This is a genomic window from Enterobacter cloacae complex sp. SHL022, assembly GCF_049237785.1.
Taxonomy (GTDB): Bacteria; Pseudomonadota; Gammaproteobacteria; order Enterobacterales; family Enterobacteriaceae; genus Enterobacter; species Enterobacter hormaechei_C.
Genome location: NZ_JBMKJH010000007.1, coordinates 31,602 through 57,548, shown reverse-complemented (window position 1 = coordinate 57,548; position 25,947 = coordinate 31,602). Strand labels below are relative to the sequence as shown.

General features: G+C 57.1%; 26 protein-coding genes. 20 read left to right on the top strand and 6 right to left on the bottom strand.

Features of this window, described 5'->3' with window-relative positions; all coding sequences use genetic code 11:
• Positions 1-51: 51 nt before the first annotated feature.
• The gene (gene cyaY / locus ACOTZD_RS15270; RefSeq protein WP_003860816.1) at positions 52-372 is read right to left on the bottom strand and encodes an iron donor protein CyaY; all 321 of its coding nucleotides are present in this window, start codon (positions 370-372) and stop codon (positions 52-54) included.
• Between the two features lie 135 nt (positions 373-507).
• Between cyaY and lptM the strand changes: the two genes are divergently transcribed.
• The 8 genes from lptM to corA all read left to right on the top strand — a co-directional run bounded on the left by lptM (position 508) and on the right by corA (position 7,439).
• A complete protein-coding gene (gene lptM / locus ACOTZD_RS15265) occupies positions 508-711 on the top strand; it encodes an LPS translocon maturation chaperone LptM (protein ID WP_003860815.1) in 204 nt (67 codons plus the stop codon).
• Between the two features lie 35 nt (positions 712-746).
• On the top strand, positions 747-1,571 hold the full coding sequence (gene dapF / locus ACOTZD_RS15260; RefSeq protein ID WP_022646661.1) for a diaminopimelate epimerase: 825 nt from the start codon (positions 747-749) through the stop codon (positions 1,569-1,571).
• Positions 1,568-2,275, top strand: a complete 708-nt coding sequence (locus ACOTZD_RS15255; protein ID WP_003860814.1) for a DUF484 domain-containing protein — start codon at positions 1,568-1,570, stop codon at positions 2,273-2,275. The genes dapF and ACOTZD_RS15255 overlap by 4 nt, the downstream gene beginning before the upstream one ends.
• On the top strand, positions 2,272-3,174 hold the full coding sequence (xerC, locus tag ACOTZD_RS15250; protein WP_023315186.1) for a tyrosine recombinase XerC: 903 nt from the start codon (positions 2,272-2,274) through the stop codon (positions 3,172-3,174). The genes ACOTZD_RS15255 and xerC overlap by 4 nt, the downstream gene beginning before the upstream one ends.
• Positions 3,174-3,890, top strand: coding sequence for a 5-amino-6-(5-phospho-D-ribitylamino)uracil phosphatase YigB (yigB, locus tag ACOTZD_RS15245; protein WP_003860811.1), 717 nt, complete (start codon positions 3,174-3,176; stop codon positions 3,888-3,890). Before xerC ends, yigB begins: the two co-directional genes overlap by 1 nt.
• A 79-nt stretch (positions 3,891-3,969) precedes the next feature.
• Positions 3,970-6,132: a DNA helicase II gene (uvrD, locus tag ACOTZD_RS15240; RefSeq protein ID WP_017383586.1), complete on the top strand. Its 2,163-nt coding sequence runs from the start codon at positions 3,970-3,972 to the stop codon at positions 6,130-6,132.
• A gap of 149 nt (positions 6,133-6,281) precedes the next feature.
• Positions 6,282-6,338 (top strand): YsgD/CorL family protein, encoded by a 57-nt coding sequence (gene ysgD / locus ACOTZD_RS15235; RefSeq protein ID WP_212743980.1) that lies wholly within the window; start codon positions 6,282-6,284, stop codon positions 6,336-6,338.
• A gap of 150 nt (positions 6,339-6,488) precedes the next feature.
• The gene (corA, locus tag ACOTZD_RS15230; protein WP_003860807.1) at positions 6,489-7,439 is read left to right on the top strand and encodes a magnesium/cobalt transporter CorA; all 951 of its coding nucleotides are present in this window, start codon (positions 6,489-6,491) and stop codon (positions 7,437-7,439) included.
• 83 nt (positions 7,440-7,522) lie between these two features.
• Here corA and rarD read toward each other — a convergent pair whose 3' ends face one another.
• Together rarD and yigI are read right to left on the bottom strand one after the other, a co-directional pair.
• Positions 7,523-8,419: an EamA family transporter RarD gene (gene rarD, locus ACOTZD_RS15225; protein ID WP_023315187.1), complete on the bottom strand. Its 897-nt coding sequence runs from the start codon at positions 8,417-8,419 to the stop codon at positions 7,523-7,525.
• A 51-nt stretch (positions 8,420-8,470) separates the two neighbouring features.
• A complete protein-coding gene (yigI, locus tag ACOTZD_RS15220; RefSeq protein ID WP_006812366.1) occupies positions 8,471-8,938 on the bottom strand; it encodes an acyl-CoA thioesterase YigI in 468 nt (155 codons plus the stop codon).
• A 160-nt stretch (positions 8,939-9,098) separates the two neighbouring features.
• Between yigI and pldA the strand changes: the two genes are divergently transcribed.
• The 3 genes from pldA (at position 9,099) to rhtC (ending at position 12,570) form a co-directional block, all read left to right on the top strand.
• Entirely contained in the window at positions 9,099-9,968 is an 870-nt protein-coding gene (gene pldA, locus ACOTZD_RS15215; RefSeq protein WP_058663483.1) for a phospholipase A, read from the top strand.
• 90 nt (positions 9,969-10,058) lie between these two features.
• Positions 10,059-11,888: an ATP-dependent DNA helicase RecQ gene (gene recQ / locus ACOTZD_RS15210; protein WP_003860800.1), complete on the top strand. Its 1,830-nt coding sequence runs from the start codon at positions 10,059-10,061 to the stop codon at positions 11,886-11,888.
• Between the two features lie 61 nt (positions 11,889-11,949).
• Entirely contained in the window at positions 11,950-12,570 is a 621-nt protein-coding gene (gene rhtC, locus ACOTZD_RS15205) for a threonine export protein RhtC (protein WP_022650176.1), read from the top strand.
• Here the strand turns inward: rhtC and rhtB are convergent.
• The gene (gene rhtB, locus ACOTZD_RS15200) at positions 12,567-13,187 is read right to left on the bottom strand and encodes a homoserine/homoserine lactone efflux protein (protein ID WP_003860798.1); all 621 of its coding nucleotides are present in this window, start codon (positions 13,185-13,187) and stop codon (positions 12,567-12,569) included. The two genes, rhtC and rhtB, sit on opposite strands and share 4 nt — an antisense overlap.
• Positions 13,188-13,298: 111 nt before the next feature.
• Between rhtB and pldB the strand changes: the two genes are divergently transcribed.
• From pldB to ACOTZD_RS15185, 3 genes are all read left to right on the top strand, one after another.
• Positions 13,299-14,291 carry a lysophospholipase L2 gene (gene pldB / locus ACOTZD_RS15195; RefSeq protein ID WP_015570002.1) on the top strand — a complete coding sequence of 331 codons (993 nt, stop codon included), beginning with the start codon at positions 13,299-13,301 and terminating at the stop codon, positions 14,289-14,291.
• Between the two features lie 31 nt (positions 14,292-14,322).
• A complete protein-coding gene (gene yigL / locus ACOTZD_RS15190) occupies positions 14,323-15,123 on the top strand; it encodes a sugar/pyridoxal phosphate phosphatase YigL (RefSeq protein WP_023299050.1) in 801 nt (266 codons plus the stop codon).
• A gap of 82 nt (positions 15,124-15,205) precedes the next feature.
• The gene (locus ACOTZD_RS15185) at positions 15,206-16,105 is read left to right on the top strand and encodes a carboxylate/amino acid/amine transporter (protein ID WP_045342698.1); all 900 of its coding nucleotides are present in this window, start codon (positions 15,206-15,208) and stop codon (positions 16,103-16,105) included.
• On the opposite strand, the gene metR is transcribed toward ACOTZD_RS15185, so the two are convergent.
• The gene (gene metR, locus ACOTZD_RS15180) at positions 15,993-16,946 is read right to left on the bottom strand and encodes an HTH-type transcriptional regulator MetR (protein ID WP_015570000.1); all 954 of its coding nucleotides are present in this window, start codon (positions 16,944-16,946) and stop codon (positions 15,993-15,995) included. The two genes, ACOTZD_RS15185 and metR, sit on opposite strands and share 113 nt — an antisense overlap.
• A 116-nt stretch (positions 16,947-17,062) precedes the next feature.
• Between metR and metE the strand changes: the two genes are divergently transcribed.
• Positions 17,063-19,324, top strand: coding sequence for a 5-methyltetrahydropteroyltriglutamate--homocysteine S-methyltransferase (gene metE / locus ACOTZD_RS15175; RefSeq protein WP_174402206.1), 2,262 nt, complete (start codon positions 17,063-17,065; stop codon positions 19,322-19,324).
• A 47-nt stretch (positions 19,325-19,371) separates the two neighbouring features.
• Here the strand turns inward: metE and ACOTZD_RS15170 are convergent, their stop codons facing one another.
• Positions 19,372-20,178, bottom strand: coding sequence for a dienelactone hydrolase family protein (locus tag ACOTZD_RS15170; protein ID WP_003860793.1), 807 nt, complete (start codon positions 20,176-20,178; stop codon positions 19,372-19,374).
• Between the two features lie 259 nt (positions 20,179-20,437).
• Here ACOTZD_RS15170 and udp point away from each other — a divergent pair, with 259 nt between their 5' ends.
• The 5 genes from udp to ubiB all read left to right on the top strand — a co-directional run bounded on the left by udp (position 20,438) and on the right by ubiB (position 25,874).
• Positions 20,438-21,199, top strand: coding sequence for a uridine phosphorylase (gene udp, locus ACOTZD_RS15165; RefSeq protein WP_003860792.1), 762 nt, complete (start codon positions 20,438-20,440; stop codon positions 21,197-21,199).
• 139 nt (positions 21,200-21,338) lie between these two features.
• Positions 21,339-22,796, top strand: coding sequence for a DNA recombination protein RmuC (rmuC, locus tag ACOTZD_RS15160; protein ID WP_174402205.1), 1,458 nt, complete (start codon positions 21,339-21,341; stop codon positions 22,794-22,796).
• Positions 22,797-22,862: 66 nt separating this feature from the next.
• Positions 22,863-23,618, top strand: a complete 756-nt coding sequence (gene ubiE, locus ACOTZD_RS15155; RefSeq protein ID WP_003860790.1) for a bifunctional demethylmenaquinone methyltransferase/2-methoxy-6-polyprenyl-1,4-benzoquinol methylase UbiE — start codon at positions 22,863-22,865, stop codon at positions 23,616-23,618.
• A gap of 13 nt (positions 23,619-23,631) precedes the next feature.
• Positions 23,632-24,237, top strand: a complete 606-nt coding sequence (gene ubiJ, locus ACOTZD_RS15150) for a ubiquinone biosynthesis protein UbiJ (RefSeq protein ID WP_003860788.1) — start codon at positions 23,632-23,634, stop codon at positions 24,235-24,237.
• Positions 24,234-25,874 carry a ubiquinone biosynthesis regulatory protein kinase UbiB gene (gene ubiB, locus ACOTZD_RS15145; protein ID WP_022650180.1) on the top strand — a complete coding sequence of 547 codons (1,641 nt, stop codon included), beginning with the start codon at positions 24,234-24,236 and terminating at the stop codon, positions 25,872-25,874. The genes ubiJ and ubiB overlap by 4 nt, the downstream gene beginning before the upstream one ends.
• The last annotated feature ends 73 nt before the right edge of the window (positions 25,875-25,947 follow it).

Genomic DNA, 25,947 nt, shown 5'->3' with positions numbered 1-25,947 from the left:
GTTCGAGCCGCTGTAGGCCCGGTAAGGCGTAGCCGCCACCGGGCAACAAAACTACCTGAAACTCACGTCCTCACCCGCCTGCGCGGTCGCTGCCTGCTCCAGCAGATCCCAGAACGTTTCGCCGCTGCGGTCGCAGACCCACTCGTCACCTTTCAGATCAAAGTGATAGCCGCCCTGTTTCGCCGCCAGCCACACCTGGTGAAGCGGCTCCTGACGGTTAATAATAATCTTGCTGCCGTTTTCGAAGCTTAAGGTCAGGATCCCGCCGTTGATTTCACAATCGATATCGCTGTCGCCGTCCCAGTCGTCGATACGCTCTTCGATGGTCATCCACAGGGTATCGGCAAGGCGATGAAATTCACTGTCGTTCATGGTTTTATTCCTGTTTTTCGTGATGGCGGCAGTATAACGCTAAATAATTCCCGTTGCAGGAAAGCGGCAAACTCTTGCTTTTGTGTCTTCTCCTGCGATGATAGAAACAGATTTGAACTTACGGGCAACCTCTACATGAAAAACGTCTTCCGAACGCTTGTCGTTCTTGTCACTCTGTTTAGCCTGACCGGCTGTGGACTGAAGGGACCACTGTACTTCCCGCCAGAGGATAAAAACGCACCACCGCCGACAAAACCGGTGCAAAGTGGTATCGAGTCATCTACGCCGGATACCAACGATCGCGGCAATAACGGCGGCCCGACTCAGGTCAATCTCTGACAATTACGTTCTGTACCCGCGCAATGGAGCAAATGATGCAGTTCTCTAAAATGCATGGCCTTGGCAACGACTTTATGGTCGTCGACGCGGTAACGCAGAATGTCTTTTTCTCCCCGGAACTGATCCGTCGTCTGGCGGATCGACACGTGGGCGTGGGGTTTGACCAGCTGCTGGTGGTGGAGCCGCCTTACGATCCTGACCTGGACTTTCACTATCGCATTTTTAACGCCGACGGCAGCGAAGTTTCCCAGTGCGGCAACGGCGCGCGCTGTTTTGCCCGCTTTGTTCGGCTGAAAGGGCTGACCAACAAGCGCGATATCCGCGTCAGCACCGCCAATGGCCGGATGGTGCTCAGCGTCACCGACGACGAACTGGTGCGCGTGAACATGGGAGAGCCGAACTTCGAACCCTCTGCCGTGCCGTTTCGCGCCAACAAAGCGGAAAAGACCTATATCATGCGTGCCGCCGAGCAGACAGTATTGTGCGGCGTCGTCTCAATGGGTAACCCGCACTGCGTGATTCAGGTGGATGATGTGCAAACCGCGGCGGTTGAAACGCTCGGCCCGGTGCTGGAAAGCCACGAGCGCTTCCCGGAGCGGGCGAACATCGGTTTCATGCAAGTGGTGAAGCGTGAACATATTCGCCTGCGGGTTTACGAGCGCGGCGCGGGCGAAACCCAGGCCTGCGGAAGCGGTGCCTGTGCGGCGGTGGCCGTCGGTATCTCACAGGGGTTACTGGCAGAAGAGGTTCGCGTGGAATTACCAGGCGGTCGGCTTGATATCGCCTGGAAAGGAGCGGGTCATCCACTGTACATGACTGGCCCGGCGACACATGTTTATGACGGGTTTATCCATCTATGAAGCAACCAGGGGAAGAACTGCGGGAACCTGTAACAGAGCTGGACGACAGCACTGTTGTGGATTATCTGCTGCACAATCCTGAGTTTTTTATCCGCAATGCACGCGTCGTCGAACGGATGCGCGTGCCGCATCCGGTTCGCGAGACCGTGTCGCTGGTTGAATGGCACATGGCGCGCTCGCGCAACCACATCAATCAGCTCGAAGAGAACATGACGCTGCTGATGGAGCAGGCCAGCAATAACGAAAGCCTGTTCTACCGTCTTCTACACCTTCAGGCGCGTCTGGCTTCCGCACACAGTCTCGAAGAGTTCCTCAACCGCTTCCACCGCTGGGCGCGCGAGCTGGGGCTGGCAGGCGCGACGATCCGTCTCTTCCCTGACCGCTGGCGCATTGGCGCGCCGTCCGGGTTTACCCATCTGGCGCTGAGCCGTCAGGCGTTTGAGCCGCTGCGCATTCAGCGTCTGGGCCATGAGCACCATTATCTGGGGCCGCTCAACGGGCCAGAACTGCTGGTGGTGCTGCCGGAAGCCAAAGCTATCGGCTCGGTGGCGATGTCGCTGATGGGGCGCGATGGTGACCTGGGCGTGATGTTGTTTACCAGCCGCGACGCGCATCACTATGAACAGGGGCAGGGTACGCAACTGTTGCAGGAGATCGCCCTGATGTTGCCTGAGTTGCTGGAGCGCTGGATTGAGCGCGTATGACGGACGGACTGCTCGCCACTGACGTCATCCGCTTTCTGCGCTATCTGGGCGTAGAACGCCAGCTCAGCCCTATTACGCTGCTCAACTATCAGCGTCAGCTTGATGCCATCATGCAGATTGCCGATGAAATCGGCCTGAAAAGCTGGCAACAATGTGACGCCGCCACGGTACGCGGGTTCGTCGTGCGTAGCCGTAAAAAAAATCTCAGCCCGGCGAGCCTGGCGCTCCGGCTCTCTGCCCTGCGCAGTTTCTTCGACTGGCTGGTCAGTCAGGGCGGTCTGAAAGCCAACCCGGCAAAAGGGATCGCCACGCCGAAAGCCCCGCGTCATCTGCCGAAAAATATCGACGTCGACGACGTAAACCGCCTGCTGGATATCGATCTTAACGATCCGCTGGCCGTTCGCGACCGCGCAATGCTGGAGGTGATGTACGGCGCGGGCCTGCGTCTCTCTGAGCTGGTGAACCTCGACTTGAAGCACCTCGATCTGGAATCCGGCGAGGTGTGGGTGATGGGCAAGGGCAGCAAAGAGCGCCGCCTGCCGATCGGCCGCAATGCGGTCTCCTGGATTGAGCACTGGCTGGACCTTCGCGGGCTGTTTGGCGCCGACGAAGATGCGCTGTTCCTGTCGAAACTCGGCAAGCGGATCTCGGCGCGTAACGTGCAGAAGCGCTTTGCGGAGTGGGGCATTAAGCAGGGGCTGAACAGCCACGTTCACCCCCACAAGCTGCGCCACTCCTTTGCGACGCACATGCTGGAATCAAGCGGCGACCTGCGCGGCGTACAGGAGCTGCTTGGTCACGCGAATCTGTCGACCACCCAAATCTATACCCACTTAGACTTCCAACACCTTGCCTCGGTGTATGACGCGGCGCATCCACGCGCCAAACGGGGGAAATAATGCGTTTTTACCGCCCACTTGGTCAGATCTCAGCCCTGACGTTTGATCTTGATGACACCCTTTACGACAATCGTCCGGTGATCCTGCGTACCGAGCAGGAGTCGCTGGCGTTTGTGCAGAACTACCATCCTGCGCTGAAAACAATGCAGAACAAAGATTTCCAGAAGCTGCGTCAGTCCCTGCGGGAAACCGAGCCGGAAATTTATCATGACGTGACCGAATGGCGCCGCCGTGCGGTTGAGCAGGCGATGCTCAATGCCGGCCTGAGCGCGCAGGACGCGGCCACGGGTGCCGAAGCGGCCATGGAAAACTTCGCCAAATGGCGCAGTCGGATCGACGTGCCGCAGGAGACCCACGACACGCTGGCGAAGCTCGCCGAAAAGTGGCCGCTGGTGGCCATCACCAACGGCAACGCTCAGCCTGAACTGTTTGGTCTGGGGAACTATTTTCAGTTCGTGCTGCGCGCGGGCCCGCACGGACGCTCGAAGCCGTTCAACGATATGTATCATCTGGCAGCGGAAAAACTGGATTTGCCGCTCGGTGAGATCCTGCACGTGGGCGACGACCTGACCACGGACGTCGCCGGGGCGATCCGCTGCGGCATGCAGGCCTGCTGGATCAAGCCGGAAAATGCCGATCTGATGACTACGCCGGATAGCCGTCTTCTGCCGCACGTGGAAATTTCACGGTTGGCATCCCTCACGACGCTGATATAATCATCAATTGTTCTGTATAAATTAACAGGGTTTTGGCGAATGGAAACATTTGCCTGCCCGCCATGACGTGACGGTGCCAATGGACGTTTCTTACCTGCTCGACAGCCTTAATGATAAACAGCGTGACGCGGTTGCCGCCTCGCGTACAAACCTGCTGGTACTGGCTGGAGCGGGCAGTGGTAAGACGCGCGTGCTGGTTCACCGTATCGCCTGGCTACAGAGCGTGGAGAACTGTTCGCCGTACTCGATTATGGCCGTGACGTTCACCAACAAGGCGGCGGCGGAGATGCGCCACCGTATCGCACAGCTGATGGGCACCAGCCAGGGCGGCATGTGGGTTGGCACCTTCCACGGCCTGGCGCACCGTCTGCTGCGCGCGCACCATATGGACGCTAACCTGCCGCAGGATTTCCAGATCCTCGACAGCGAAGATCAGCTGCGCCTGCTGAAACGCCTGATCAAGGCGATGAATCTCGACGAGAAGCAGTGGCCGCCGCGTCAGGCGATGTGGTACATCAACGGTCAAAAAGACGAAGGGCTGCGTCCGCATCATATTCAGAGCTTCGGTAATCCGGTCGAGCAGACCTGGCAGAACGTCTACAAGGCCTATCAGGAAGCGTGCGATCGCGCCGGTCTGGTGGATTTCGCCGAGCTGCTGCTGCGCGCCCACGAGCTGTGGCTGAACAAACCGCATATCCTGCAACACTACCGTGAACGCTTTACCAACATCCTGGTGGACGAATTCCAGGATACCAACAACATCCAGTACGCCTGGATCCGCCTGCTGGCCGGGGATACCGGCAAGGTGATGATCGTAGGCGATGACGACCAGTCTATCTACGGCTGGCGCGGCGCGCAGGTGGAGAACATCCAGCGCTTCCTCAACGATTTCCCCGGCGCGCAAACCATCCGTCTGGAGCAGAACTACCGTTCTACCAGCAACATTCTGAGCGCGGCCAACGCCCTGATTGAGAACAACAACGGGCGCCTGGGTAAAAAGCTGTGGACCGATGGCGTAGACGGCGAACCGATTTCGATTTACTGCGCCTTCAACGAGCTCGACGAAGCCCGCTTCGTGGTGAACCGCATTAAAACCTGGCAGGAGAACGGCGGCGCGCTGGAGCAGTGTGCCATTCTCTATCGCAGCAACGCCCAGTCGCGCGTGCTGGAAGAGGCGCTGTTGCAGGTGAGCATGCCGTACCGCATTTATGGCGGTATGCGCTTCTTCGAACGTCAGGAGATCAAAGATGCGCTCTCGTATTTGCGTCTGATTGCCAACCGTAACGACGATGCGGCGTTTGAGCGCGTGGTGAACACGCCGACGCGCGGCATCGGCGATCGTACGCTGGACGTGGTGCGTCAGGCCTCGCGCGATCGTCAGCTCACGTTGTGGCAGGCGTGCCGCGAGCTGTTACAGGAAAAAGCCCTTGCCGGGCGCGCCGCCAGCGCATTGCAGCGCTTCCTGGAGTTAATCGACGCGCTGGCGCAGGAAACGGCCGACATGCCGCTGCACGTCCAGACCGACCGGGTGATTAAAGATTCCGGCTTGCGCACCATGTACGAGCAGGAAAAAGGCGAGAAGGGCCAGACCCGTATTGAGAACTTAGAGGAACTGGTGACGGCAACGCGCCAGTTCAGCTACAACGAAGAAGACGAAGACCTGATGCCGTTGCAGGCATTCCTCTCTCACGCCGCGCTGGAGGCGGGTGAAGGGCAGGCCGATACCTGGCAGGATGCGGTTCAGCTGATGACCCTGCACTCCGCGAAAGGTCTGGAGTTCCCGCAGGTGTTCATCGTCGGGATGGAAGAGGGGATGTTCCCGAGCCAGATGTCGCTGGATGAAGGCGGGCGTCTGGAAGAGGAGCGTCGTCTGGCCTACGTGGGCGTGACCCGTGCGATGCAGAAACTGACTCTGACCTACGCGGAAACCCGCCGCCTGTACGGGAAAGAGGTGTATCACCGTCCGTCGCGCTTTATCGGCGAACTGCCGGAAGAGTGTGTGGAAGAGGTGCGCCTGCGCGCCAGCATCAGCCGTCCGGTCAGCCATCAGCGTATGGGCTCGCCGATCTCTGAAACCGACACCGGTTACAAGCTGGGCCAGCGCGTGCGCCACTCGAAGTTTGGCGAAGGCACCATCGTCAACCTGGAAGGCAGCGGCGAGCACAGCCGTTTGCAGGTAGCGTTCCAGGGGCAGGGGATCAAATGGCTGGTGGCAGCCTATGCCAAGCTGGAAAGTGTGTAACTTTCAGAAAAATATCACTATTTTGTAATAATCTGCTAGCCTTATACGTTGAAGGTCAATTAATGCCCTTCAGCGTTCCGTTGCGTGTTGACGCCACAGTTATTGCTGGCGTAACATGCGCGCACGATTACGCTAAGAGGACATTCGCCTTGGACACACCCAGTAGATACTGGCTCAATTCCCTGTCATCCAGGAACAACTCCTAAGGCTATCTCCTCTTGCTGATGGCCTTAGTGGTTGTCAGCGACTGCATCATTCCCGTCGCGCTGAGTCAGGCTGTTTAATGGTCTGAAACCCAATTTGTTTCTGTGTGCCCACCGAACTGTCCGATATTTTTTGCATTGGGAGTCCCGGTCATGTTGAGCGCATTTCAACTCGAAAATAACCGACTGACTCGGCTTGAAGCCGAAGAGTCACAGCCCCTCATTGATGCCGTATGGGTGGATCTGGTCGAGCCGGACGACGATGAGCGCCTTCGCGTACAATCTGAACTGGGGCAAAGCCTGGCGACACGCCCGGAACTGGAAGACATCGAAGCATCCGCCCGTTTTTTTGAAGACGAAGACGGCCTGCACATTCACTCCTTCTTCTTTTTCGAGGATGCCGAAGACCACGCGGGGAACTCCACCGTGGCGTTTACCATCCGCGATGGCCGCCTGTTCACCCTGCGCGAGCGCGAACTGCCTGCGTTTCGTCTCTACCGTATGCGCGCCCGCAGCCAGGCGATGATGGACGGCAACGCTTATGAGCTGCTGCTGGATCTGTTCGAAACCAAAATCGAACAGCTGGCGGATGAAATCGAAAACATCTACAGCGACCTGGAAAAGCTGAGCCGCGTGATCATGGAAGGCCATCAGGGCGATGAGTACGACGAAGCGTTGTCCACGCTGGCTGAGCTGGAAGATATCGGCTGGAAGGTGCGTTTGTGTCTGATGGATACCCAGCGCGCGCTGAACTTCCTGGTGCGCAAGGCGCGTCTGCCGGGCGGTCAGCTGGAGCAGGCGCGTGAGATCTTACGCGATATCGAATCCCTGCTGCCGCACAACGAATCCCTGTTCCAGAAGGTCAACTTCCTGATGCAGGCGGCGATGGGCTTTATCAACATCGAGCAGAACCGCATCATCAAGATCTTCTCGGTGGTGTCCGTGGTGTTCCTGCCGCCGACGCTGGTGGCGTCCAGCTACGGGATGAACTTCGAGTTTATGCCGGAGCTGAAGTGGAGCTTTGGCTACCCGGGGGCGATTATCTTTATGATCCTCGCCGGGCTGGCGCCGTATCTGTACTTTAAGCGGAAGAACTGGCTGTAAAAATCTGGCGGGTGGCGCTGCGCTTACCCGCCCTACGATCGAATTCCCTCTCCCTGTGGGAGAGGGTTAGGGTGAGGGCAACATCACAGCCCTTTGCGCACCCTGCGCTGGGTATAAATCGCATCCGCAACAAAGATGGCCAGCGCCACCCAGATAAAGGCGAACGTCACCATCTTATCCGCACCCGGCACCTCGCCGTAAAACACCACCGCCAGCAGGAACATCAGCGTCGGGCCAATGTACTGGAAGAAGCCCAACGTGGAGAGGCGCAGACGCGTTGCCGCGCCGGTGAAGCACAGCAGGGGAATCGTCGTGACCACGCCCGCGGCTATCAGCATCAGGTTCAGCGACCATGGGTTGCTGCCCATGTGGCTGGTGGCGCTGTCGGCAATACCGAACAGGTAGATCGCGGCGACAGGCAGCAGCCACAGGGTTTCAAACAGCATTCCCGTCTGCGCTTCCACGGCGATTTTTTTACGCACCAGGCCGTAGAAGGCAAAGCTGAACGCCAGCCCCAGGGCGATAACCGGCAGTGAGCCGAAGGTCCACAGCTGTACCAGCACGCCGCAGAAGGCCAGAATCACTGCCACCCACTGCATCCGGCGAAAGCGCTCGCCGAGGAAAATCATCCCCAGCAAAATATTGACCAGCGGGTTAATAAAGTAGCCCAGGCTGGCTTCGAGCATGTGATGGTTATTCACCGCCCAGATAAACAGCAGCCAGTTTCCGCCAATCAGTACCGCAGAGAGGGCGAGCAGGAAGACCTTCTTCGGGGTTTTCAGCAGCGTTTTGACGCCTGACCACTGACGGCTGATACTCATCAGCGCAATCATGAAGAAAAACGACCAGATGACGCGGTGAGTGAGGATCTCGTCCGCCGGAACATAGGCAATAAGTTTGAAGTACGCCGGTGCTATACCCCAAATAAAATAAGCGGCAAGGGCGAGTAAAACGCCCTGCCGCGTCTGTTTAGCATCCATCGGGAAAATCCGTTACAAAAAAGTGAAGTAATTTTACCCGAATTTGCCGTCTCAACCCACCATATAAGTGGCGGTTGCGCTGGCGATATAAACCTGCTCCTCGTTATGCAGCTCAACGCGGGCGACGGCAACTTTATTCCCGGCGCGCAGCAGGCTGCTGGTACAGGTGAAGCGGTTTCCGCGTCCTGGGCGCAGGTAGTCGACGCGTAAATCGATGGTGCCCATGCGCGACAGGCGCTGGCGTAACTCATCTTCGTTGATGGTGTCGTGGCGCGTCAGCGTGCTGCCCACGCACACCAGACCGGCCGCCACGTCCAGCGCGGAGGCAATTACCCCGCCGTGCAAAATGCTTTGCGCCCAGTTACCGACCATCATTGGCTGATTATTGAAACTCAGCTGAGCGAAGTCTTTTTCGTATCGCTCCAGCTCAAGACCCAGTGCACGGTTGAACGGCATGTGGTACACAAAAATCTCGCCCACGAGCTTTAAGGTTTCTTCGGCGGTGAGTGTGGCTGACATCTGACGTGGCATCCTTGTTGTTAACAAAATGTTGATTTTATGCTTCAGGATAAAGGAATGCCACTTTAAGAAACGAGGAAGCGGAAGTTATCGCAGAAGTCTGTAGAATGCCCGGACAAAACTATTCATTAAATGTCACCATTTCAGGAGAACACCACCGATGCGGACGTATCTGGGTTGGTTACTGGCGGCGGTTGCGCTGCCCCTCACAGCATATGCGCAGGAAGCGACGATCAAAGAGGTGCATGATAAACCTGCCGTTAACGGCAGCATCATCGCCAATATGCTTCAGGAGCATGACAATCCGTTCACGCTGTACCCGTATGACACAAACTACGTGATCTACACCCAGACCAGCGATCTCAACAAAGAGGCGATAAGCTCCTATAACTGGTCTGATAATGCGCGTAAAGATGAGGTGAAGTTCCAGCTCAGCCTCGCCTTCCCGTTCTGGCGCGGCATCCTGGGGCCGAACTCGGTACTTGGCGCGTCCTACACGCAGAAGTCATGGTGGCAACTCTCCAACAGCGGGGAGTCATCACCGTTCCGCGAAACCAACTATGAACCGCAGCTGTTCCTCGGTTTCGCCACCGATTATGAGTTTGCAGGCTGGACGCTGCGAGACGTGGAGGTGGGCTATAACCACGATTCCAACGGTCGTTCCGACCCAACCTCACGCAGCTGGAACCGCATCTATACGCGTCTGATGGCGCAGAACGGCAATTTCATGGTGGAAGTGAAGCCGTGGTACGTAGTAGGCAGCACCGATGACAACCCGGATATCACCAAATACATGGGATACTATCAGCTTAAGGTGGGCTATCAGCTGGGTGACGCGGTGCTGAGCGCCAAAGGCCAGTACAACTGGAATACCGGCTACGGCGGTGCAGAGCTGGGCCTGAGCTACCCGGTAACGAAACACGTGCGTCTCTATACCCAGGTGTATAGCGGCTACGGCGAATCGCTGATCGACTACAACTTCAACCAGACCCGCGTCGGTGTGGGCGTCATGCTGAACGATATTTTCTAAGCTGCTCGAATGTTTTTGCGTTAAACGTTGAAGTTTCTCTCTCAGGCGCTGAAAATAGCGCCTGTTTCATTTCTGGCATATGGGGTTAACGTGGCGCAGGCGGAAGTATTGAATCAGGAATCGCTGGCTAAACAGGTTTTGCATGAAACCTTTGGCTACCAGCAGTTCCGTCCTGGCCAGGAAACCATCATTGAAACCGTGCTGGAAGGCCGCGATTGCCTGGTGGTCATGCCGACCGGCGGCGGTAAATCGCTCTGCTATCAGGTGCCCGCGCTGGTGCTTAATGGCCTGACGGTTGTGGTATCACCCCTTATTTCCCTGATGAAAGACCAGGTCGACCAGCTGCTCGCCAACGGCGTGGCGGCGGCCTGTCTTAACTCAACGCAAACTCGCGAGCAGCAGCAAGAGGTGATGGCCGGGTGCCGCACCGGACAGGTTCGCCTGCTGTATATCGCGCCAGAGCGCCTGATGCTGGACAACTTCCTCGACCACCTGGCGCACTGGAACCCGGTGCTGCTGGCGGTGGATGAAGCGCACTGTATCTCCCAGTGGGGGCACGATTTCCGCCCGGAATACGCCGCCCTCGGCCAGCTTCGTCAGCGCTTCCCCGAGCTGCCGTTTATGGCGCTTACCGCCACGGCGGACGACACCACGCGTCAGGACATCGTTCGCCTGCTGGGACTGAACGACCCGTATATTCAGGTCAGCAGCTTCGACCGCCCGAACATCCGCTATATGCTGATGGAAAAGTTCAAGCCGCTGGATCAGCTCCTGCGCTACGTGCAGGAGCAGCGCGGCAAGTCCGGCATCATCTACTGCAACAGCCGCGCAAAGGTGGAAGACACCGCTGCGCGTCTGCAAAATCGCGGCTTTAGCGCGGCGGCATACCATGCCGGGTTAGAGAACCACATCCGCGCCGATGTGCAGGAAAAATTCCAGCGCGACGACCTGCAAATCGTGGTCGCAACGGTGGCGTTCGGGATGGGGATCAACAAGCCCAACGTGCGCTTTGTGGTGCATTTCGACATTCCGCGCAATATCGAATCCTACTATCAGGAAACCGGCCGCGCCGGGCGTGATGGTCTGCCTGCGGAAGCGATGCTGTTTTACGACCCGGCGGATATGGCGTGGCTGCGCCGCTGTCTGGAAGAGAAACCGCAGGGGCAGTTGCAGGATATCGAACGCCACAAGCTTAACGCGATGGGGGCCTTCGCCGAAGCGCAAACCTGCCGCCGTCTGGTGTTACTCAACTACTTTGGTGAAGGGCGTCAGGCGCCGTGCGGCAACTGCGATATCTGCCTCGACCCGCCGAAGCAGTACGATGGCCTGATGGACGCGCGCAAAGCGCTCTCGACTATCGGACGCGTGAACCAGCGCTTTGGGATGGGCTACGTCGTTGAAGTGCTGCGCGGGGCTAACAACCAGCGTATCCGCGATATGGGTCACGACAAGCTGCCGGTTTACGGCATCGGGAAAGACCAGAGCCATGAGCACTGGGTGAGTATTATCCGCCAGTTGATCCACCTCGGCTTTGCCACGCAAAATATTGCCCAGCATTCTGCGCTTCAGCTGACCGAAGCGGCGCGACCTGTCCTGCGTGGCGAGGTTGAACTGAAGCTCGCCGTTCCGCGCGTCGTCGCCCTGAAGCCGCGCGTGATGCAAAAATCCTACGGCGGTAACTACGACCGCAAGCTGTTCGCCAAGCTGCGTAAGCTGCGTAAAGCTATTGCCGATGAAGAGAACATCCCGCCATACGTAGTGTTCAACGACGCGACGCTGATCGAGATGGCCGAGCAAATGCCGCTCAGCGCCAGCGAGATGCTCAGCGTCAACGGCGTCGGCACGCGCAAGCTGGAGCGCTTCGGTAAAGAGTTTATGGCGCTCATCCGTTCCCACGCTGATGGTGATGATGAGGAGTAGTCAGCCGGGCGAAAAAGTGCCAGGATGGTGACTCACTGTATTATTTCCCCGCGAGCTAATTATGTTAATGCTATTTCTCACCGTGGCGTTAGTGCACATCGTTGCGCTGATGAGCCCAGGCCCTGATTTTTTCTTCGTGTCGCAAACGGCCGTCAGCCGCTCCCGCAAAGAGGCGATGATGGGTGTGCTCGGTATTACCATGGGCGTCATGGTCTGGGCGGCGGTTGCGCTGCTCGGTCTGAACCTGATCCTGGCGAAAATGGCGTGGCTGCATAACATCATTATGGTTGGCGGCGGTCTGTACCTGTGCTGGATGGGCTACCAGATGCTGCGCGGAGCGCTGAAGAAAGAAGAGAGCAAGCCGGAAGAGCCAAAGGTTGAGCTGGCAACGGGCGGCCGTAGCTTTGTGAAAGGGCTGCTGACCAACCTGGCGAACCCGAAAGCAATTATTTACTTCGGCTCGGTATTCTCGCTGTTTGTGGGGGATAACGTCGGCGCGGGCGCGCGCTGGGGGATCTTCCTGCTGATCGTTGTGGAAACGTTCGCCTGGTTTACCGTTGTGGCAAGCCTGTTTGCCTTACCGGCGATGCGTCGCGGCTACCAGCGCATCGCGAAGTGGATCGACGGCTTCGCCGGCGCGTTGTTCGCCGGCTTCGGCATTCATCTCATCATTTCTCGCTAAGCATGACGCGCTGACGCAAGCAGCGCGCCAACCAGCATAAACAGCGAACCAAAAACTTTGTTCAGGGCCTTCATCTGCTTAGGCCCTTTGATCCACGCCGCAATTCGCTGCGCCAGCGTCGCGTAACCAATCATCACAATGATATCGACAATAATGGTGGTTGCGCCCAGCACCACGTACTGCATCACCTGTGGCTGATGCGGCACGATAAACTGCGGGAACAGGGCGGCGAGGAACACGATGCTTTTCGGGTTGGTCAGGTTAACGAACACCGCGCGTTTAAACAGGTGGCCGCGTGTTTGCGTCCGGGAGAGCGTATGCAGATCAATCGAGCCTGCGGCGCGCCACTGCTGAATACCCAGCCAGATAAGATACGCTGCGCCAGCCCATTTCAGCACCTCGAAGGCCAGCACCGAACGGGAGAACAGCGTGCCCAGACCAATCCCCACCAGCACAATATGAATGCCAAGCCCGGTCTGTAAACCGGCGATTGACGCCACCGCGCCGCGATAGCCGTGATTAATGGAGGTGGTCATGGTGTTGATTGCGCCCGAGCCAGGTGAAAGGCTGAGGATGATGGATGTCAGCAGGTAGGCGAACCACCACTCGAAGGTCATTTGAAACTCCCGGATCGTCTGTTTTTATGCCACAATACGCTATTGTTGAGTCATTTTGTGACCGGTGACGAAAAAAACGATATTCCCTGAATTACGGGGGGTGGAAACCCAATGTTTCAGCAGAAAAAGGACTGGGAAACACGAGAAAACGCATTTGCTGCTTTCTCCATGGGGCCGCTGACCGATTTCTGGCGCCAGCGTGAGGAAGATGAGTTTATGGGCGTCGGGGAAATCCCGGTACGCTTCGTTCGTTTCCGTGATGAAAAAAATGACCGGGTGATTGTGGTCTGCCCCGGGCGCATCGAAAGCTATATCAAATATGCCGAGCTGGCGTATGACCTGTTCCATCTGGGCTTTGATGTGTTAATTATCGACCATCGCGGGCAGGGGCTTTCCGGCCGGATGTTACCGGATACCCATCGCGGCCACGTGGATAACTTCAGCGATTACGTCGACGATCTGGCCGCGTTCTGGCAGCAGGAAGTGCAGCCCGGACCGTGGCGCAAGCGTTATATTCTTGCCCACTCCATGGGGGGCGCGATCTCGACGTTGTTTTTGCAGCGCCATAAGCACCAGTGCGACGCCATTGCGCTGACCGCGCCGATGTACGGCATTGTGATACGTTTTCCTGACTGGATGGTGCGCCATCTTCTCGACTGGGCTGAGGGCCATCAGCGCATTCGAGAAGGCTATGCCATCGGAACAGGACGCTGGCGGGCGTTACCGTTTGCCATCAACGTGTTAACCCACAGCCGGCAGCGTTATCGGCGCAACCTGCGTTTTTATGCCGATGAACCGCGTCTGCGGGTCGGCGGCCCCACCTGGCACTGGGTGCGGGAAGGTATTCATGCCGGTGAACAGGTGCTGGCAGGCGTAGGCGATGATGACACGCCGACGCTCCTGATCCAGGCGGAAGAAGAGCGTGTGGTGGATAACCGCATGCATGACCGCTATTGTGAACTTCGCGCCGCTGCGGGCCATCCCTGTGAAGGGGGTAAACCGCTGGTCATCAACGGTGCGTACCATGAGATCCTTTTTGAAAAGGACGCTATGCGCTCAGTCGCGCTCAACGCCATTGTTGAATTTTTCAACAGGCATAACTGATTATTGTTTTCCACCAGAGGTTGAAATCCCTATGTACCAGGTTGTTGCATCTGATTTAGATGGCACGCTGCTTTCCCCCGACCACACCCTGTCGCCTTATGCGAAAGAGACCCTAAAACTCCTGACTGCCCGTGGCGTGAACTTCGTGTTCGCCACCGGTCGCCACCACGTGGACGTGGGGCAGATCCGCGATAACCTGGAGATCAAGTCGTACATGATCACCTCTAACGGTGCGCGCGTACATGACACGGACGGCAACCTGATTTTTACCCATAATCTCGATCGTGACATCGCCACTGATTTGTTCGGCATTGTGCATAACAACCCGGATATCGTGACTAACGTTTACCGCGACGACGAGTGGTTTATGAACCGTCATCGCCCGGACGAAATGCGTTTCTTCAAGGAAGCCGTCTTCAACTACTCCCTGTATGAGCCGGGTTTGCTGGATCCTGAAGGGATCAGCAAGGTGTTCTTTACCTGCGAAAGTCACGAAGCGCTGCTTCCGCTGGAGCAGGCGATCAACGCCCGCTGGGGCGACCGCGTGAACGTGAGCTTCTCCACGCTGACCTGTCTGGAAGTGATGGCGGGCGGGGTGTCCAAAGGTCACGCGCTGGAAGCGGTCGCGAAGCGTCTGGGCTTTGATCTGAAAGACTGTATCGCCTTTGGCGATGGCATGAACGATGCCGAGATGCTCTCCATGGCGGGTAAAGGCTGCATCATGCAGAACGCGCATCAGCGCCTGAAAGATCTGCACCCGGAGCTGGAAGTGATTGGCACGAACGCAGACAACGCGGTACCTAAGTATTTGCGCAAACTGTTCCTTGAATAATCTTCATTTGATTGTTTATTGTTCAGATGTCAACTAAAGAGTTCGCTACAATGCCTCTCCTTCTTTCTGAGAGACAAGCATTGTGGCGCTACTCATTATCACGACTATCCTGTGGGCCTTCTCCTTTAGTCTGATTGGCGAATACCTTGCCGGATCGGTCGACAGCTACTTTTCGGTGCTGATGCGCGTGGGGCTGGCGGCGCTGGTGTTCCTGCCGTTCCTGCGTACCCGCGGGCAATCGCTAAAAACTATTCTGCTGTACATGCTGGTAGGCGCGATGCAGCTCGGCATCATGTACCTGTTCAGCTTCCGGGCCTACGTTTACCTGTCCGTCTCGGAATTTCTGCTCTTCACCGTGCTGACGCCGCTCTACATCACGCTGATTTATGACCTGCTCAGCAGGCGCCGCCTGCGCTGGGGATATCTGCTGAGCGCTGCGCTGGCAGTCATTGGCGCGGCGATTATTCGCTATGACAAGGTAAGCGATCACTTCTGGACCGGGCTGATGTTCGTCCAGCTCGCTAATATCAGCTTTGCCATCGGGATGGTGGGTTACAAACGCCTGATGGAGACCCGCCCGATGCCGCAGCATAACGCGTTTGCGTGGTTCTATATGGGCGCGGCGATTGTCGCGATTGCGGCATGGTTTATGCTCGGCAATCCGCAAAAGCTGCCGACAACCTCCGTGCAGTGGAGCGTTCTGGTCTGGCTGGGCGTGGTGGCGTCGGGGCTGGGCTATTTTATGTGGAACTACGGCGCTACGCAGGTAGACGCCGGAACGCTGGGGATCATGAACAACGTGCACGTGCCGGCGGGGCTACTGGTGAACCTCGCCATCTGGCAGGAGCAGCCGCACTGGCCGAGTTTCCTTATTGGGGGAACGGTGATCCTGGCTTCGCTGTGGGTACATCGCCGCTGGGTCGCTCCGCGCTCCGCACAAACGGAAGATGGTCGCACGCGTGGTTCCGCGCTGAGCGAATAAACGCTTCCGTAATTGGCTGACGTTGCTCGCCATCGCGCACGGCGGCGTACAGCCGGCTCCACAGTCCTTCACCCAGGGTTTTGGTAACCACCAGACCCTGGCGTTCAACCGTCTCGACCACCCAGTGCGGCAGCGCCGCAATCCCCATTCTGGCCGCCACCATCTGAATTAACAGCAGCGTGTTATCCACGCTTTTCAGCTGTGGGCTGATGCCCGCGGGTTGCAGGAAATGGCGCCAGATATCCAGACGACTGCGCTGTACCGGGTAAATCAGCAGCGTCTCCGTTGCCAGATCTTCCGGCGTGATACGCGTTTTGGCGGCCAGCGGATGGTCCGGGGCCAGCACCAGACGCACCTCAAAATCAAACATTGGCGAATAGTGCAGACCGCTGCGTGGCAGAATATCTGAGGTCATCACCAGATCCAGCTCACCCTGCTGAAGCGACGGCTGCGGATCAAACGTGACGCCGGATTTGAAGTCCATCTCCACCTGCGGCCACTTCTGGCGGAAGTTCTCAAGCGCGGGGGTCAGCCACTGAATACAGCTGTGACACTCAATGGCGATGCGCAGGGTGGTCTGCTGCGGCTCGTTGCAGGACTGCAACGCGCTGGCAATCTGCGGCAGCACCTGGTTCGCCAGCTGAAGCAAAATTTCGCCCTGCGGCGTAAAGCGCAAAGGCTGGCTCTTACGCACAAAAAGACGAAAGCCGAGGCGTTGTTCCAGATCGCTGAACTGGTGAGAAAGGGCAGACTGAGTCTGGTGCAGCGTGGCCGCTGCCGCCGCAAGAGAACCGCAGTTCCGCAACGCTTGTAGCGTTTTCAGGTGTTTAATCTCGATCATGAAAGTCCTTCACTTCGGCTTGAACATTTTGCGCTTGAGGAATATACAGTACCTGCCAATTATAGAAGTGTAAACATCTGGACGTCTAAATAACGAATTTCTACAAGGGGTATGCCATGACAATCCGCACTCACACTCTCGGTTTCCCTCGCGTTGGTCTGCGTCGCGAGCTGAAAAAAGCGCAAGAAAGCTACTGGGCGGGTAACGCCACCCGCGAAGAACTGCTGGCGGTGGGACGCGAGCTGCGCGCGCGTCACTGGGATCAGCAAAAACAGGCGGGCGTAGACCTGCTGCCGGTGGGCGATTTCGCCTGGTACGACCATGTTCTGACCACCAGCCTGCTGCTTGGCAACGTGCCGGCTCGTCATCAGAACAACGATGGATCGGTGGATATCGATACCCTGTTCCGCATCGGCCGTGGCCGCGCGCCAACGGGTGAGCCAGCGGCAGCGGCGGAAATGACCAAGTGGTTTAACACTAACTATCACTATATGGTGCCGGAGTTCGTTAAGGGCCAGCAGTTCAAACTGACCTGGACCCAGCTTCTGGATGAAGTGGACGAAGCGCTGGCGCTGGGTCACCAGGTGAAACCCGTGCTGCTGGGGCCGGTCACCTACCTGTGGCTGGGCAAAGTGAAAGGTGAGCAGTTCGACCGCCTCAGCCTGCTGAACGATATTCTGCAGGTTTATAAGCAGGTGCTGATTGAGCTGGGTAAGCGCGGTATTCAGTGGGTGCAAATCGATGAACCGGCGCTGGTGCTTGAGCTGCCGCAGGCGTGGCTGGATGCCTTCAAACCGGCGTATGACGCGCTCACGGGCCAGGTGAAGCTGCTGCTGACTACCTATTTCGAGGGCGTAACGCCTAACCTCGACACCATTACTGCGCTGCCGGTTCAGGGTCTGCATGTTGATCTCGTTCACGGCAAAGACGATGTGGCAGAGTTGCACAAGCGTCTACCTGCGGAGTGGCTGCTCTCTGCCGGTCTGGTGAATGGTCGTAACGTCTGGCGTGCCGATCTCACCGAGAAATATGCACAAATTAAGGACATTGTCGGTAAACGTGAATTGTGGATAGCCTCTTCCTGTTCCTTGCTGCACAGCCCGATCGACCTGAGCGTAGAGACCCGACTCGACGCTGAGGTGAAAAGCTGGTTTGCCTTTGCCCTGCAAAAGTGTGAGGAGCTGGCTCTACTGCGCGACGCGTTGAACAGCGGCGACACGGCTGCGATTACCCACTGGAGCGCTCCGATCCAGGCGCGCCGTCACTCGACGCGCGTGCATAACCCGGCGGTGGAAAAACGTCTGGCGGCCATCACTGCCCGGGACAGCCAGCGCCAGAGCCCGTATGAAGTGCGCGCCGAAGCCCAGCGTGCGCGCTTTAACCTGCCCGCGTGGCCGACCACAACCATCGGCTCCTTCCCGCAGACTACCGAGATCCGCGGCCTGCGCCTGGACTTCAAAAAGGGCAATCTGGATGCGAATCACTACCGCACCGGCATTGCGGAACACATCAAACAGGCGATCGTCGAGCAGGAACGTCTGGGTCTGGACGTGCTGGTGCACGGCGAGGCCGAGCGTAACGATATGGTGGAATACTTCGGTGAACACCTGGACGGCTTTGTCTTTACCCAGAACGGCTGGGTGCAAAGCTACGGCTCCCGCTGCGTGAAGCCGCCGGTGGTGATCGGCGACGTCAGCCGCCCGGAAGCGATCACCGTGGAGTGGGCGAAGTATGCCCAGTCTCTGACCGACAAACCGGTAAAAGGCATGCTGACGGGGCCGGTGACCATTCTCTGCTGGTCGTTCCCGCGTGAAGATGTATCCCGGGAAACCATCGCCAAACAGATCGCCCTGGCGCTGCGTGATGAAGTGGCGGATCTGGAAGCGGCGGGGATTGGCATCATTCAGATCGACGAACCGGCGCTGCGTGAAGGGTTGCCGCTGCGTCGCAGCGACTGGGATGCTTACTTACAGTGGGGCGTGGAGGCTTTCCGCCTCAACGCGGCCGTCGCGAAGGACGACACGCAGATCCACACCCACATGTGTTACTGCGAATTTAACGACATCATGGACTCCATTGCCGCGCTCGACGCCGATGTGATCACCATCGAGACCTCGCGTTCAGACATGGAGCTGCTGGAGTCGTTCGAAGAGTTCGACTACCCGAACGAAATCGGGCCGGGCGTGTATGACATTCACTCCCCTAACGTGCCAAGCGTGGAGTGGATTGAATCGCTGCTGCAAAAAGCGGCCCAGCGCATCCCGGCGGAACGTCTGTGGGTAAACCCGGACTGCGGCCTGAAAACTCGCGGCTGGCCTGAAACCCGCGCGGCGCTGGCGAACATGGTGCAGGCGGCACAGAATTTGCGTCAGGCGTAGTGGTGCTGGATTGCCCGGTTGGCGTAGCCGCCACCGGGCTTTTGGTATTACGCTTTCTTCCCGCCGTACTGGCTGAACCACGCCAGCATTCTCTGCCAGCCATCTTTCGCGGATTCCGCGTGATAGCTCGGACGATAATCGGCATTAAACGCGTGTCCCGCATCCGGGTACACCACGATTTCGGCCTTCGCGTTTGCCGCCCGCAGCGCGTGGCGCATGGTCTCGACGGTATCAAGCGGAATGCCGGTATCCTGACCGCCATACAGCCCTAGCACCGGGGCATTTAAATCGGTGGCGATATCAACCGGATGTTTCGGCGAGTTCAGCGTCTTTTCGCCCACCAGTTTGCCGTACCAGGCCACGGCCGCTTTCAACTGCGGATTGTGCGCGGCATACAGCCAGCTAATGCGTCCACCCCAGCAGAAGCCGGTCACCATCAGACGGTGCGGGTCGCCACCGTTGCGCGCCGCCCAGCTGGCAACGTGGTCGAGATCGGCCAGTACCTGCGCGTCCGGCACTTTGCTGACCAGGTTGCTGAACAGCGTCGGGATGTCGCTGTAATCATTCGGATCGCCCTGACGGAAATAGAGTTCCGGCGCAACGGCCAGGTAACCTTCCAGCGCCAGACGGCGGCAGAGGTCGCGAATATGTTCATGAACGCCAAATATTTCCTGCACCACGATCACGATGGGCAGCGGGCCATCGGCAGATTTTGGCCGCGCGTGGTACGCTGGCATGTTCTCTCCCTGGGAGGGAATGGAGGTCTCGCCTGCGGTAATGGCTTCTTCAGGGGTTGAGACGATGGTTGAAGCGTGCGGGGCCGCAGCAGGTGCAAAACCGGTTTTTTCAGTCATGGCATTCTCCGTACCAATGAATGGATTAGCGCAAAGATAAATATAGACACCAGGTTAACAACCCACAGTGCCTTATAGCGTCTATCTTTTGTGCAGCACCCGGCGATATAACTTGTTAATGTGATGTGAATCACTATTTTATGGAAATTAACTGCAATCATTTTCATTCATGGTGAGGTGTGTCACGAAATAATGCACATTGCTTCTGTAAAGTACCGTTTTACTTCTTCTGACAAACCGACCCACAGAGGAGTCACCTATGTCTAAGTCTGATGTTTTTCATCTCGGCCTCACTAAAAACGATTTACAAGGGGCTACGCTTGCTATCGTCCCTGGCGATCCAGAGCGTGTGGAAAAGATCGCCGCGCTGATGGATAAGCCGGTTAAGCTGGCAGCGCATCGCGAATTCACCACCTGGCGCGCAGAGCTGGACGGTAAAGCGGTGATCGTGTGCTCTACCGGTATTGGTGGCCCGTCTACCTCTATCGCCGTTGAAGAGCTGGCGCAGCTGGGCATTCGTACTTTCCTGCGCATCGGCACCACAGGCGCCATTCAGCCGCACATCAACGTGGGCGACGTGCTGGTTACCACCGCATCCGTGCGTCTGGACGGGGCAAGCCTGCACTTTGCACCGATGGAATTCCCGGCAGTGGCTGATTTCGAATGCACCACCGCGCTGGTTGAAGCCGCGAAATCCGTGGGCGCCACCACCCACGTGGGCGTAACTGCCTCTTCCGATACCTTCTACCCGGGCCAGGAGCGTTACGACACCTTCTCTGGTCGCGTGGTGAGCCGTTTCAAAGGCTCCATGGAAGAGTGGCAGTCGATGGGCGTCATGAACTACGAAATGGAATCTGCGACGCTGCTGACCATGTGCGCGAGCCAGGGTCTGCGTGCCGGTATGGTGGCGGGCGTTATCGTCAACCGTACCCAACAGGAGATCCCGAACGCTGAAACCATGAAGCAGACTGAAAGCCATGCGGTGAAAATCGTGGTTGAAGCGGCGCGCCGCCTGATCTAATTCTCTCTTCAGTGCTAAAAGGCCGACATGCTCGGCCTTTTCTTTTTGCGTAACGCCTCGCAGGAAAACCCTTTCAAACTGGACGTTCATACAGCACAATTCTATTTTGTGCGGGTTAGACGTGGATGCAGGGGGCATTGTGGATATCTCAATCCTGGTTTATGCGGTAGTTGCGCTGGTGAGCGTGGGGATTGGCTGGCTCATTTCCGGCTACCAGCATGCGCAGCAGAAAGCCGAACAGCTGGCAGAGCGCGAAGAGATCGTCGCCGAACTCAGCGCAACGAAACAACAGCTTGCGCTGAGTGACCACTGGCGCGACGAGTGCGAACTGCTCAATAACGAACTGCGCAATCTGCGTGATATCAATACCTCGCTGGAGGCCGATCTCCGTGAAGTGACCACCCGTCTTGAGTCCACCCAACTGCACGCCGAAGACAAAATCCGTCAGATGATCAACAGCGAGCAGCGTCTTAGCGAGCAGTTTGAGAACCTCGCGAACCGCATTTTTGAGCACAGCAATCGCCGCGTGGATGAGCAGAACCGTCAGAGCCTGAACAGCCTGCTGACGCCCCTGCGTGAGCAGTTGGACGGCTTTCGACGTCAGGTACAGGACAGCTTTGGTCAGGAGGCCCGCGAGCGCCACACGCTGGCGCATGAAATTCGTAATCTCCAGCAGCTGAATGCGCAGATGGCGCAGGAGGCGGTTAACCTGACGCGCGCACTGAAAGGTGATAACAAAGCGCAGGGAAACTGGGGCGAAGTGGTCATGACGCGCGTGCTGGAGGCCTCTGGCCTGCGCGAAGGATACGAATACGAAACGCAGGTCAGCATTGAAAACGATGCGCGCTCGCGGATGCAGCCGGATGTCATTGTTCGTCTGCCACAGGGCAAAGATGTGGTTATCGACGCCAAAATGTCGCTGGTGGCCTATGAGCGCTACTTCAACGCGGAAGATGACTACACCCGCGAAACAGCGTTGCAGGAGCACATCGCCTCCGTGCGTAACCATATCCGTCTGCTGGGCAGAAAAGATTATCAGCAGTTGCCGGGGCTGCGATCGCTGGATTATGTGCTGATGTTCATTCCGGTTGAGCCAGCCTTCCTGCTGGCGCTCGACAGACAGCCCGAACTGATCACCGAAGCGCTGAAAAATAACATTATGCTGGTCAGCCCCACCACGCTACTGGTGGCGTTACGTACCATTGCCAACCTGTGGCGCTATGAGCACCAAAGCCGTAACGCGCAGCAGATTGCCGATCGCGCCAGCAAGCTGTACGACAAAATGCGGCTGTTTGTGGACGATATGTCCTCGGTGGGGCAAAGCCTGGATCGCGCGCAGGATAACTACCGCCAGGCGATGAAAAAACTCTCCTCCGGGCGTGGCAATTTGCTGGCGCAGGCGGAGGCGTTTCGCAGCCTGGGGGTGGAAGTTAAACGCGAGATTAATCCGGAACTGGTGGAGCAGGCTACCGCTCAGGACGAAGAGTTTCGTCTGCGTGAAGGCGACGGTGAGCAAAATAGCCGCAATGAAGACAACGGTTTAGCGGCGAGTTTATCCCCCGAAGCGCAGCCGGCACGTTTCTTTCACGGTGGTTGAAACGTAGGGCAAATGCGCCCAATCTGTTACACTTCACGAACATTTGACTGATTAGCAGGCTCTGAGATGGTTGACGATTCACAAGACACAACGCACTTTGGCTTTCAGACTGTCGCCAAAGCGCAGAAAGCTGACATGGTGGCCCACGTATTTCATTCCGTGGCGGCGAAGTACGATGTGATGAATGATTTGATGTCATTCGGCATTCATCGCTTGTGGAAGCGCTTCACTATTGATTGCAGCGGCGTGCGCCGTGGACAAACGGTGCTGGATTTAGCCGGAGGCACAGGGGATCTGACCGCTAAATTCTCCCGTCTGGTTGGCGAAACCGGCCGCGTGGTGCTGGCGGATATCAACGACTCCATGCTGAAAATGGGACGCGAAAAGCTGCGTAACATCGGCGTGGTAGGCAACGTTGAATATGTTCAGGCCAACGCCGAAGCGCTGCCGTTCCCGGATAATACGTTCGACTGCATCACCATCTCTTTCGGTCTGCGTAACGTGACCGATAAAGATAAAGCGCTGCGCTCCATGTACCGCGTGCTGAAGCCGGGCGGCCGACTGCTGGTTCTCGAGTTTTCTAAACCGATTATCGACCCGCTGAGCAAAGCTTACGATGCCTATTCCTTCCACGTTTTGCCGCGCATCGGCGAGCTGGTGGCAAACGATGCAGAAAGTTACCGTTATCTGGCCGAATCCATCCGAATGCACCCGGATCAGGACACGCTGAAAGCGATGATGCAGGATGCCGAGTTTGAAAACGTGGAATACTTCAATATGACGGCGGGTGTCGTCGCGCTGCATCGTGGTTACAAGTTCTGAGTGGAGGTTTCCCGTGCCCATTAAACCCTTAGTCACCGCAGGCATCGAGAATGTACTGAATGCCTTTCTGTATCGCGCTCCGGCGCTGAAAACCGCACGTCAGCGGCTTAACGGAAAGGTGCTGCGCATCGTGTTAAAGGAGTTCTCGACGCCGCTTGTGCTGGTCTTCAGCGAACGTCAGCTTGACGTTCTGGGGGAGTGGGAAGGCGAAGCTGATTGCTCGGTAATTACGCACATGAGCGTCTTACCAAAACTGCGTGACCGTCAGCAGATGACGGCGCTTATTCGCAGCGGTGAGCTGGAGGTCGAAGGCGATATTCAGGTGGTACAGAACTTCGTTGCACTCAGCGATCAGGCTGAATTCGACCCGGCGGAACTGCTGGCGCCTTATATCGGCGACATCGCGGCTGAAGGGATAAGCAAAACGCTGCGCACGGGTTCCGCTTTCCTGCGTAAAGGTCTGCTCCGTCAACAGCGCTATGCTGCCGAGGTGCTGACCGAAGAGTGGCGTATGGCGCCGGGGCCTTTAGAAGTCGCCTGGTTTGCAGAAGAGACCGCGGCAGTTGAGCGCGCAGTTGATGCGTTAACCAAACGGCTGGAAAAACTGGAGGGCAAATGACGCCTGGTGAAATTCGGCGCCTCTATTTTATCGTTCGCACCTTTTTGAGCTACGGGCTCGACGAGCTTATCCCCAGAATGCGTATCACTCTGCCGCTTCGGCTTTGGCGTCGCACGCTGTTCTGGATGCCGAATCGCCATAAGGATCAGGAGCTGGGCGCACGCCTGCGTCTTGCGTTGCAGGAGCTGGGACCGGTCTGGATCAAGTTTGGGCAGATGCTCTCAACACGTCGCGACCTTTTTCCACCGCAGATTGCCGATCAGCTCGCACTATTGCAGGATCGCGTCGCTCCGTTTGACGGAGAGAGAGCGAAGAAACAAATCGAAGAAGCGATGGGCAATATCCCCATCGAGACCTGGTTTGATGATTTCGATATTCAGCCTCTGGCCTCTGCCTCTATTGCGCAGGTTCATACTGCGCGCCTGAAGGAAAATGGCAAAGAGGTGGTCATTAAAGTGATTCGTCCGGATATCCTGCCGGTTATCAAAGCAGACATGAAGCTGATTTATCGCCTGGCTCGCTGGGTGCCGCGTCTGTTGCCGGATGGCCGCCGTCTGCGTCCGCTGGAAGTGGTACGGGAATACGAAAAAACGCTGATTGATGAGCTTAACCTGCTGCGTGAATCGGCGAACGCCATTCAGCTGCGTCGAAACTTTGAAGACAGCCCGATGCTGTATGTTCCTGAAGTCTATTCTGACTATTGCAGTCAGAACATGATGGTGATGGAACGTATCTACGGTATTCCGGTCTCGGACGTGACGGCGCTGGAAAAACAGGGCACCAACATGAAGTTGCTGGCCGAACGTGGCGTGCAGGTCTTCTTTACTCAGGTTTTCCGCGACAGCTTCTTCCATGCTGACATGCATCCGGGCAACATTTTTGTCAGCTATGAGCACCCGGAAGATCCTAAATACATCGGCATCGACTGCGGTATTGTCGGCTCGCTGAATAAAGAGGATAAGCGTTATCTCGCCGAGAACTTTATCGCTTTCTTCAATCGCGACTACCGTAAGGTGGCCGAGCTGCACGTGGATTCAGGCTGGGTTCCGCCAGATACCAACGTGGAAGAGTTTGAATTTGCGATCCGCACCGTCTGTGAGCCGATTTTTGAAAAGCCGCTCTCGGAGATCTCTTTCGGACACGTCCTGCTCAACCTGTTCAACACCGCACGCCGTTTCAATATGGAAGTGCAGCCACAATTAGTTTTACTTCAGAAAACATTACTTTACGTTGAGGGCGTAGGCCGCCAGCTCTATCCTCAGTTAGACTTGTGGAAAACTGCGAAACCGTTCCTCGAATCCTGGATTAAGGATCAGGTCGGTATTCCAGCCCTGGTTCGCTCGCTTAAAGAGAAAGGCCCGTTCTGGATTGAAAAAATGCCTGAAATTCCTGAACTGGTTTACGACAGTTTGCGTCAGAGCAAGAACCTTCAGCACAGCATGGATAAAATCGCGCACGAGCTTCAATCCAGTCGCGTGCGTCAGGGGCAGTCCCGCTATCTCTTCGGAATTGGCGCGACGCTGCTGATAAGCGGCACGTTGCTGTTGATCAATCGTCCGGACTGGGAAATGATGCCAGCCTGGATTATGGCTGCCGGTGTGGTTGTCTGGCTTGCTGGCTGGCGAAAAACGCGCTGAATTAGCGTCGCTATCGAGAGATTGCATACGTATAATGCGATCTGACTAATTAATCATCTATCACTGGGGAACA

Excerpts from the sequence above, each read along its gene's own strand:
- cyaY (WP_003860816.1), bottom strand. The coding sequence starts at position 372 with ATGAACGACAGTGAATTTCATCGCCTTGCCGATACCCTGTGGATGACC.
- lptM (WP_003860815.1), top strand. The coding sequence starts at position 508 with ATGAAAAACGTCTTCCGAACGCTTGTCGTTCTTGTCACTCTGTTTAGC.
- dapF (WP_022646661.1), top strand. The coding sequence starts at position 747 with ATGCAGTTCTCTAAAATGCATGGCCTTGGCAACGACTTTATGGTCGTC.
- ACOTZD_RS15255 (WP_003860814.1), top strand. The coding sequence starts at position 1,568 with ATGAAGCAACCAGGGGAAGAACTGCGGGAACCTGTAACAGAGCTGGAC.
- xerC (WP_023315186.1), top strand. The coding sequence starts at position 2,272 with ATGACGGACGGACTGCTCGCCACTGACGTCATCCGCTTTCTGCGCTAT.
- yigB (WP_003860811.1), top strand. The coding sequence starts at position 3,174 with ATGCGTTTTTACCGCCCACTTGGTCAGATCTCAGCCCTGACGTTTGAT.
- uvrD (WP_017383586.1), top strand. The coding sequence starts at position 3,970 with ATGGACGTTTCTTACCTGCTCGACAGCCTTAATGATAAACAGCGTGAC.
- corA (WP_003860807.1), top strand. The coding sequence starts at position 6,489 with ATGTTGAGCGCATTTCAACTCGAAAATAACCGACTGACTCGGCTTGAA.
- rarD (WP_023315187.1), bottom strand. The coding sequence starts at position 8,419 with ATGGATGCTAAACAGACGCGGCAGGGCGTTTTACTCGCCCTTGCCGCT.
- yigI (WP_006812366.1), bottom strand. The coding sequence starts at position 8,938 with ATGTCAGCCACACTCACCGCCGAAGAAACCTTAAAGCTCGTGGGCGAG.
- pldA (WP_058663483.1), top strand. The coding sequence starts at position 9,099 with ATGCGGACGTATCTGGGTTGGTTACTGGCGGCGGTTGCGCTGCCCCTC.
- rhtC (WP_022650176.1), top strand. The coding sequence starts at position 11,950 with ATGTTAATGCTATTTCTCACCGTGGCGTTAGTGCACATCGTTGCGCTG.
- rhtB (WP_003860798.1), bottom strand. The coding sequence starts at position 13,187 with ATGACCTTCGAGTGGTGGTTCGCCTACCTGCTGACATCCATCATCCTC.
- pldB (WP_015570002.1), top strand. The coding sequence starts at position 13,299 with ATGTTTCAGCAGAAAAAGGACTGGGAAACACGAGAAAACGCATTTGCT.
- yigL (WP_023299050.1), top strand. The coding sequence starts at position 14,323 with ATGTACCAGGTTGTTGCATCTGATTTAGATGGCACGCTGCTTTCCCCC.
- metR (WP_015570000.1), bottom strand. The coding sequence starts at position 16,946 with ATGATCGAGATTAAACACCTGAAAACGCTACAAGCGTTGCGGAACTGC.
- metE (WP_174402206.1), top strand. The coding sequence starts at position 17,063 with ATGACAATCCGCACTCACACTCTCGGTTTCCCTCGCGTTGGTCTGCGT.
- ACOTZD_RS15170 (WP_003860793.1), bottom strand. The coding sequence starts at position 20,178 with ATGACTGAAAAAACCGGTTTTGCACCTGCTGCGGCCCCGCACGCTTCA.
- udp (WP_003860792.1), top strand. The coding sequence starts at position 20,438 with ATGTCTAAGTCTGATGTTTTTCATCTCGGCCTCACTAAAAACGATTTA.
- ubiE (WP_003860790.1), top strand. The coding sequence starts at position 22,863 with ATGGTTGACGATTCACAAGACACAACGCACTTTGGCTTTCAGACTGTC.
- ubiB (WP_022650180.1), top strand. The coding sequence starts at position 24,234 with ATGACGCCTGGTGAAATTCGGCGCCTCTATTTTATCGTTCGCACCTTT.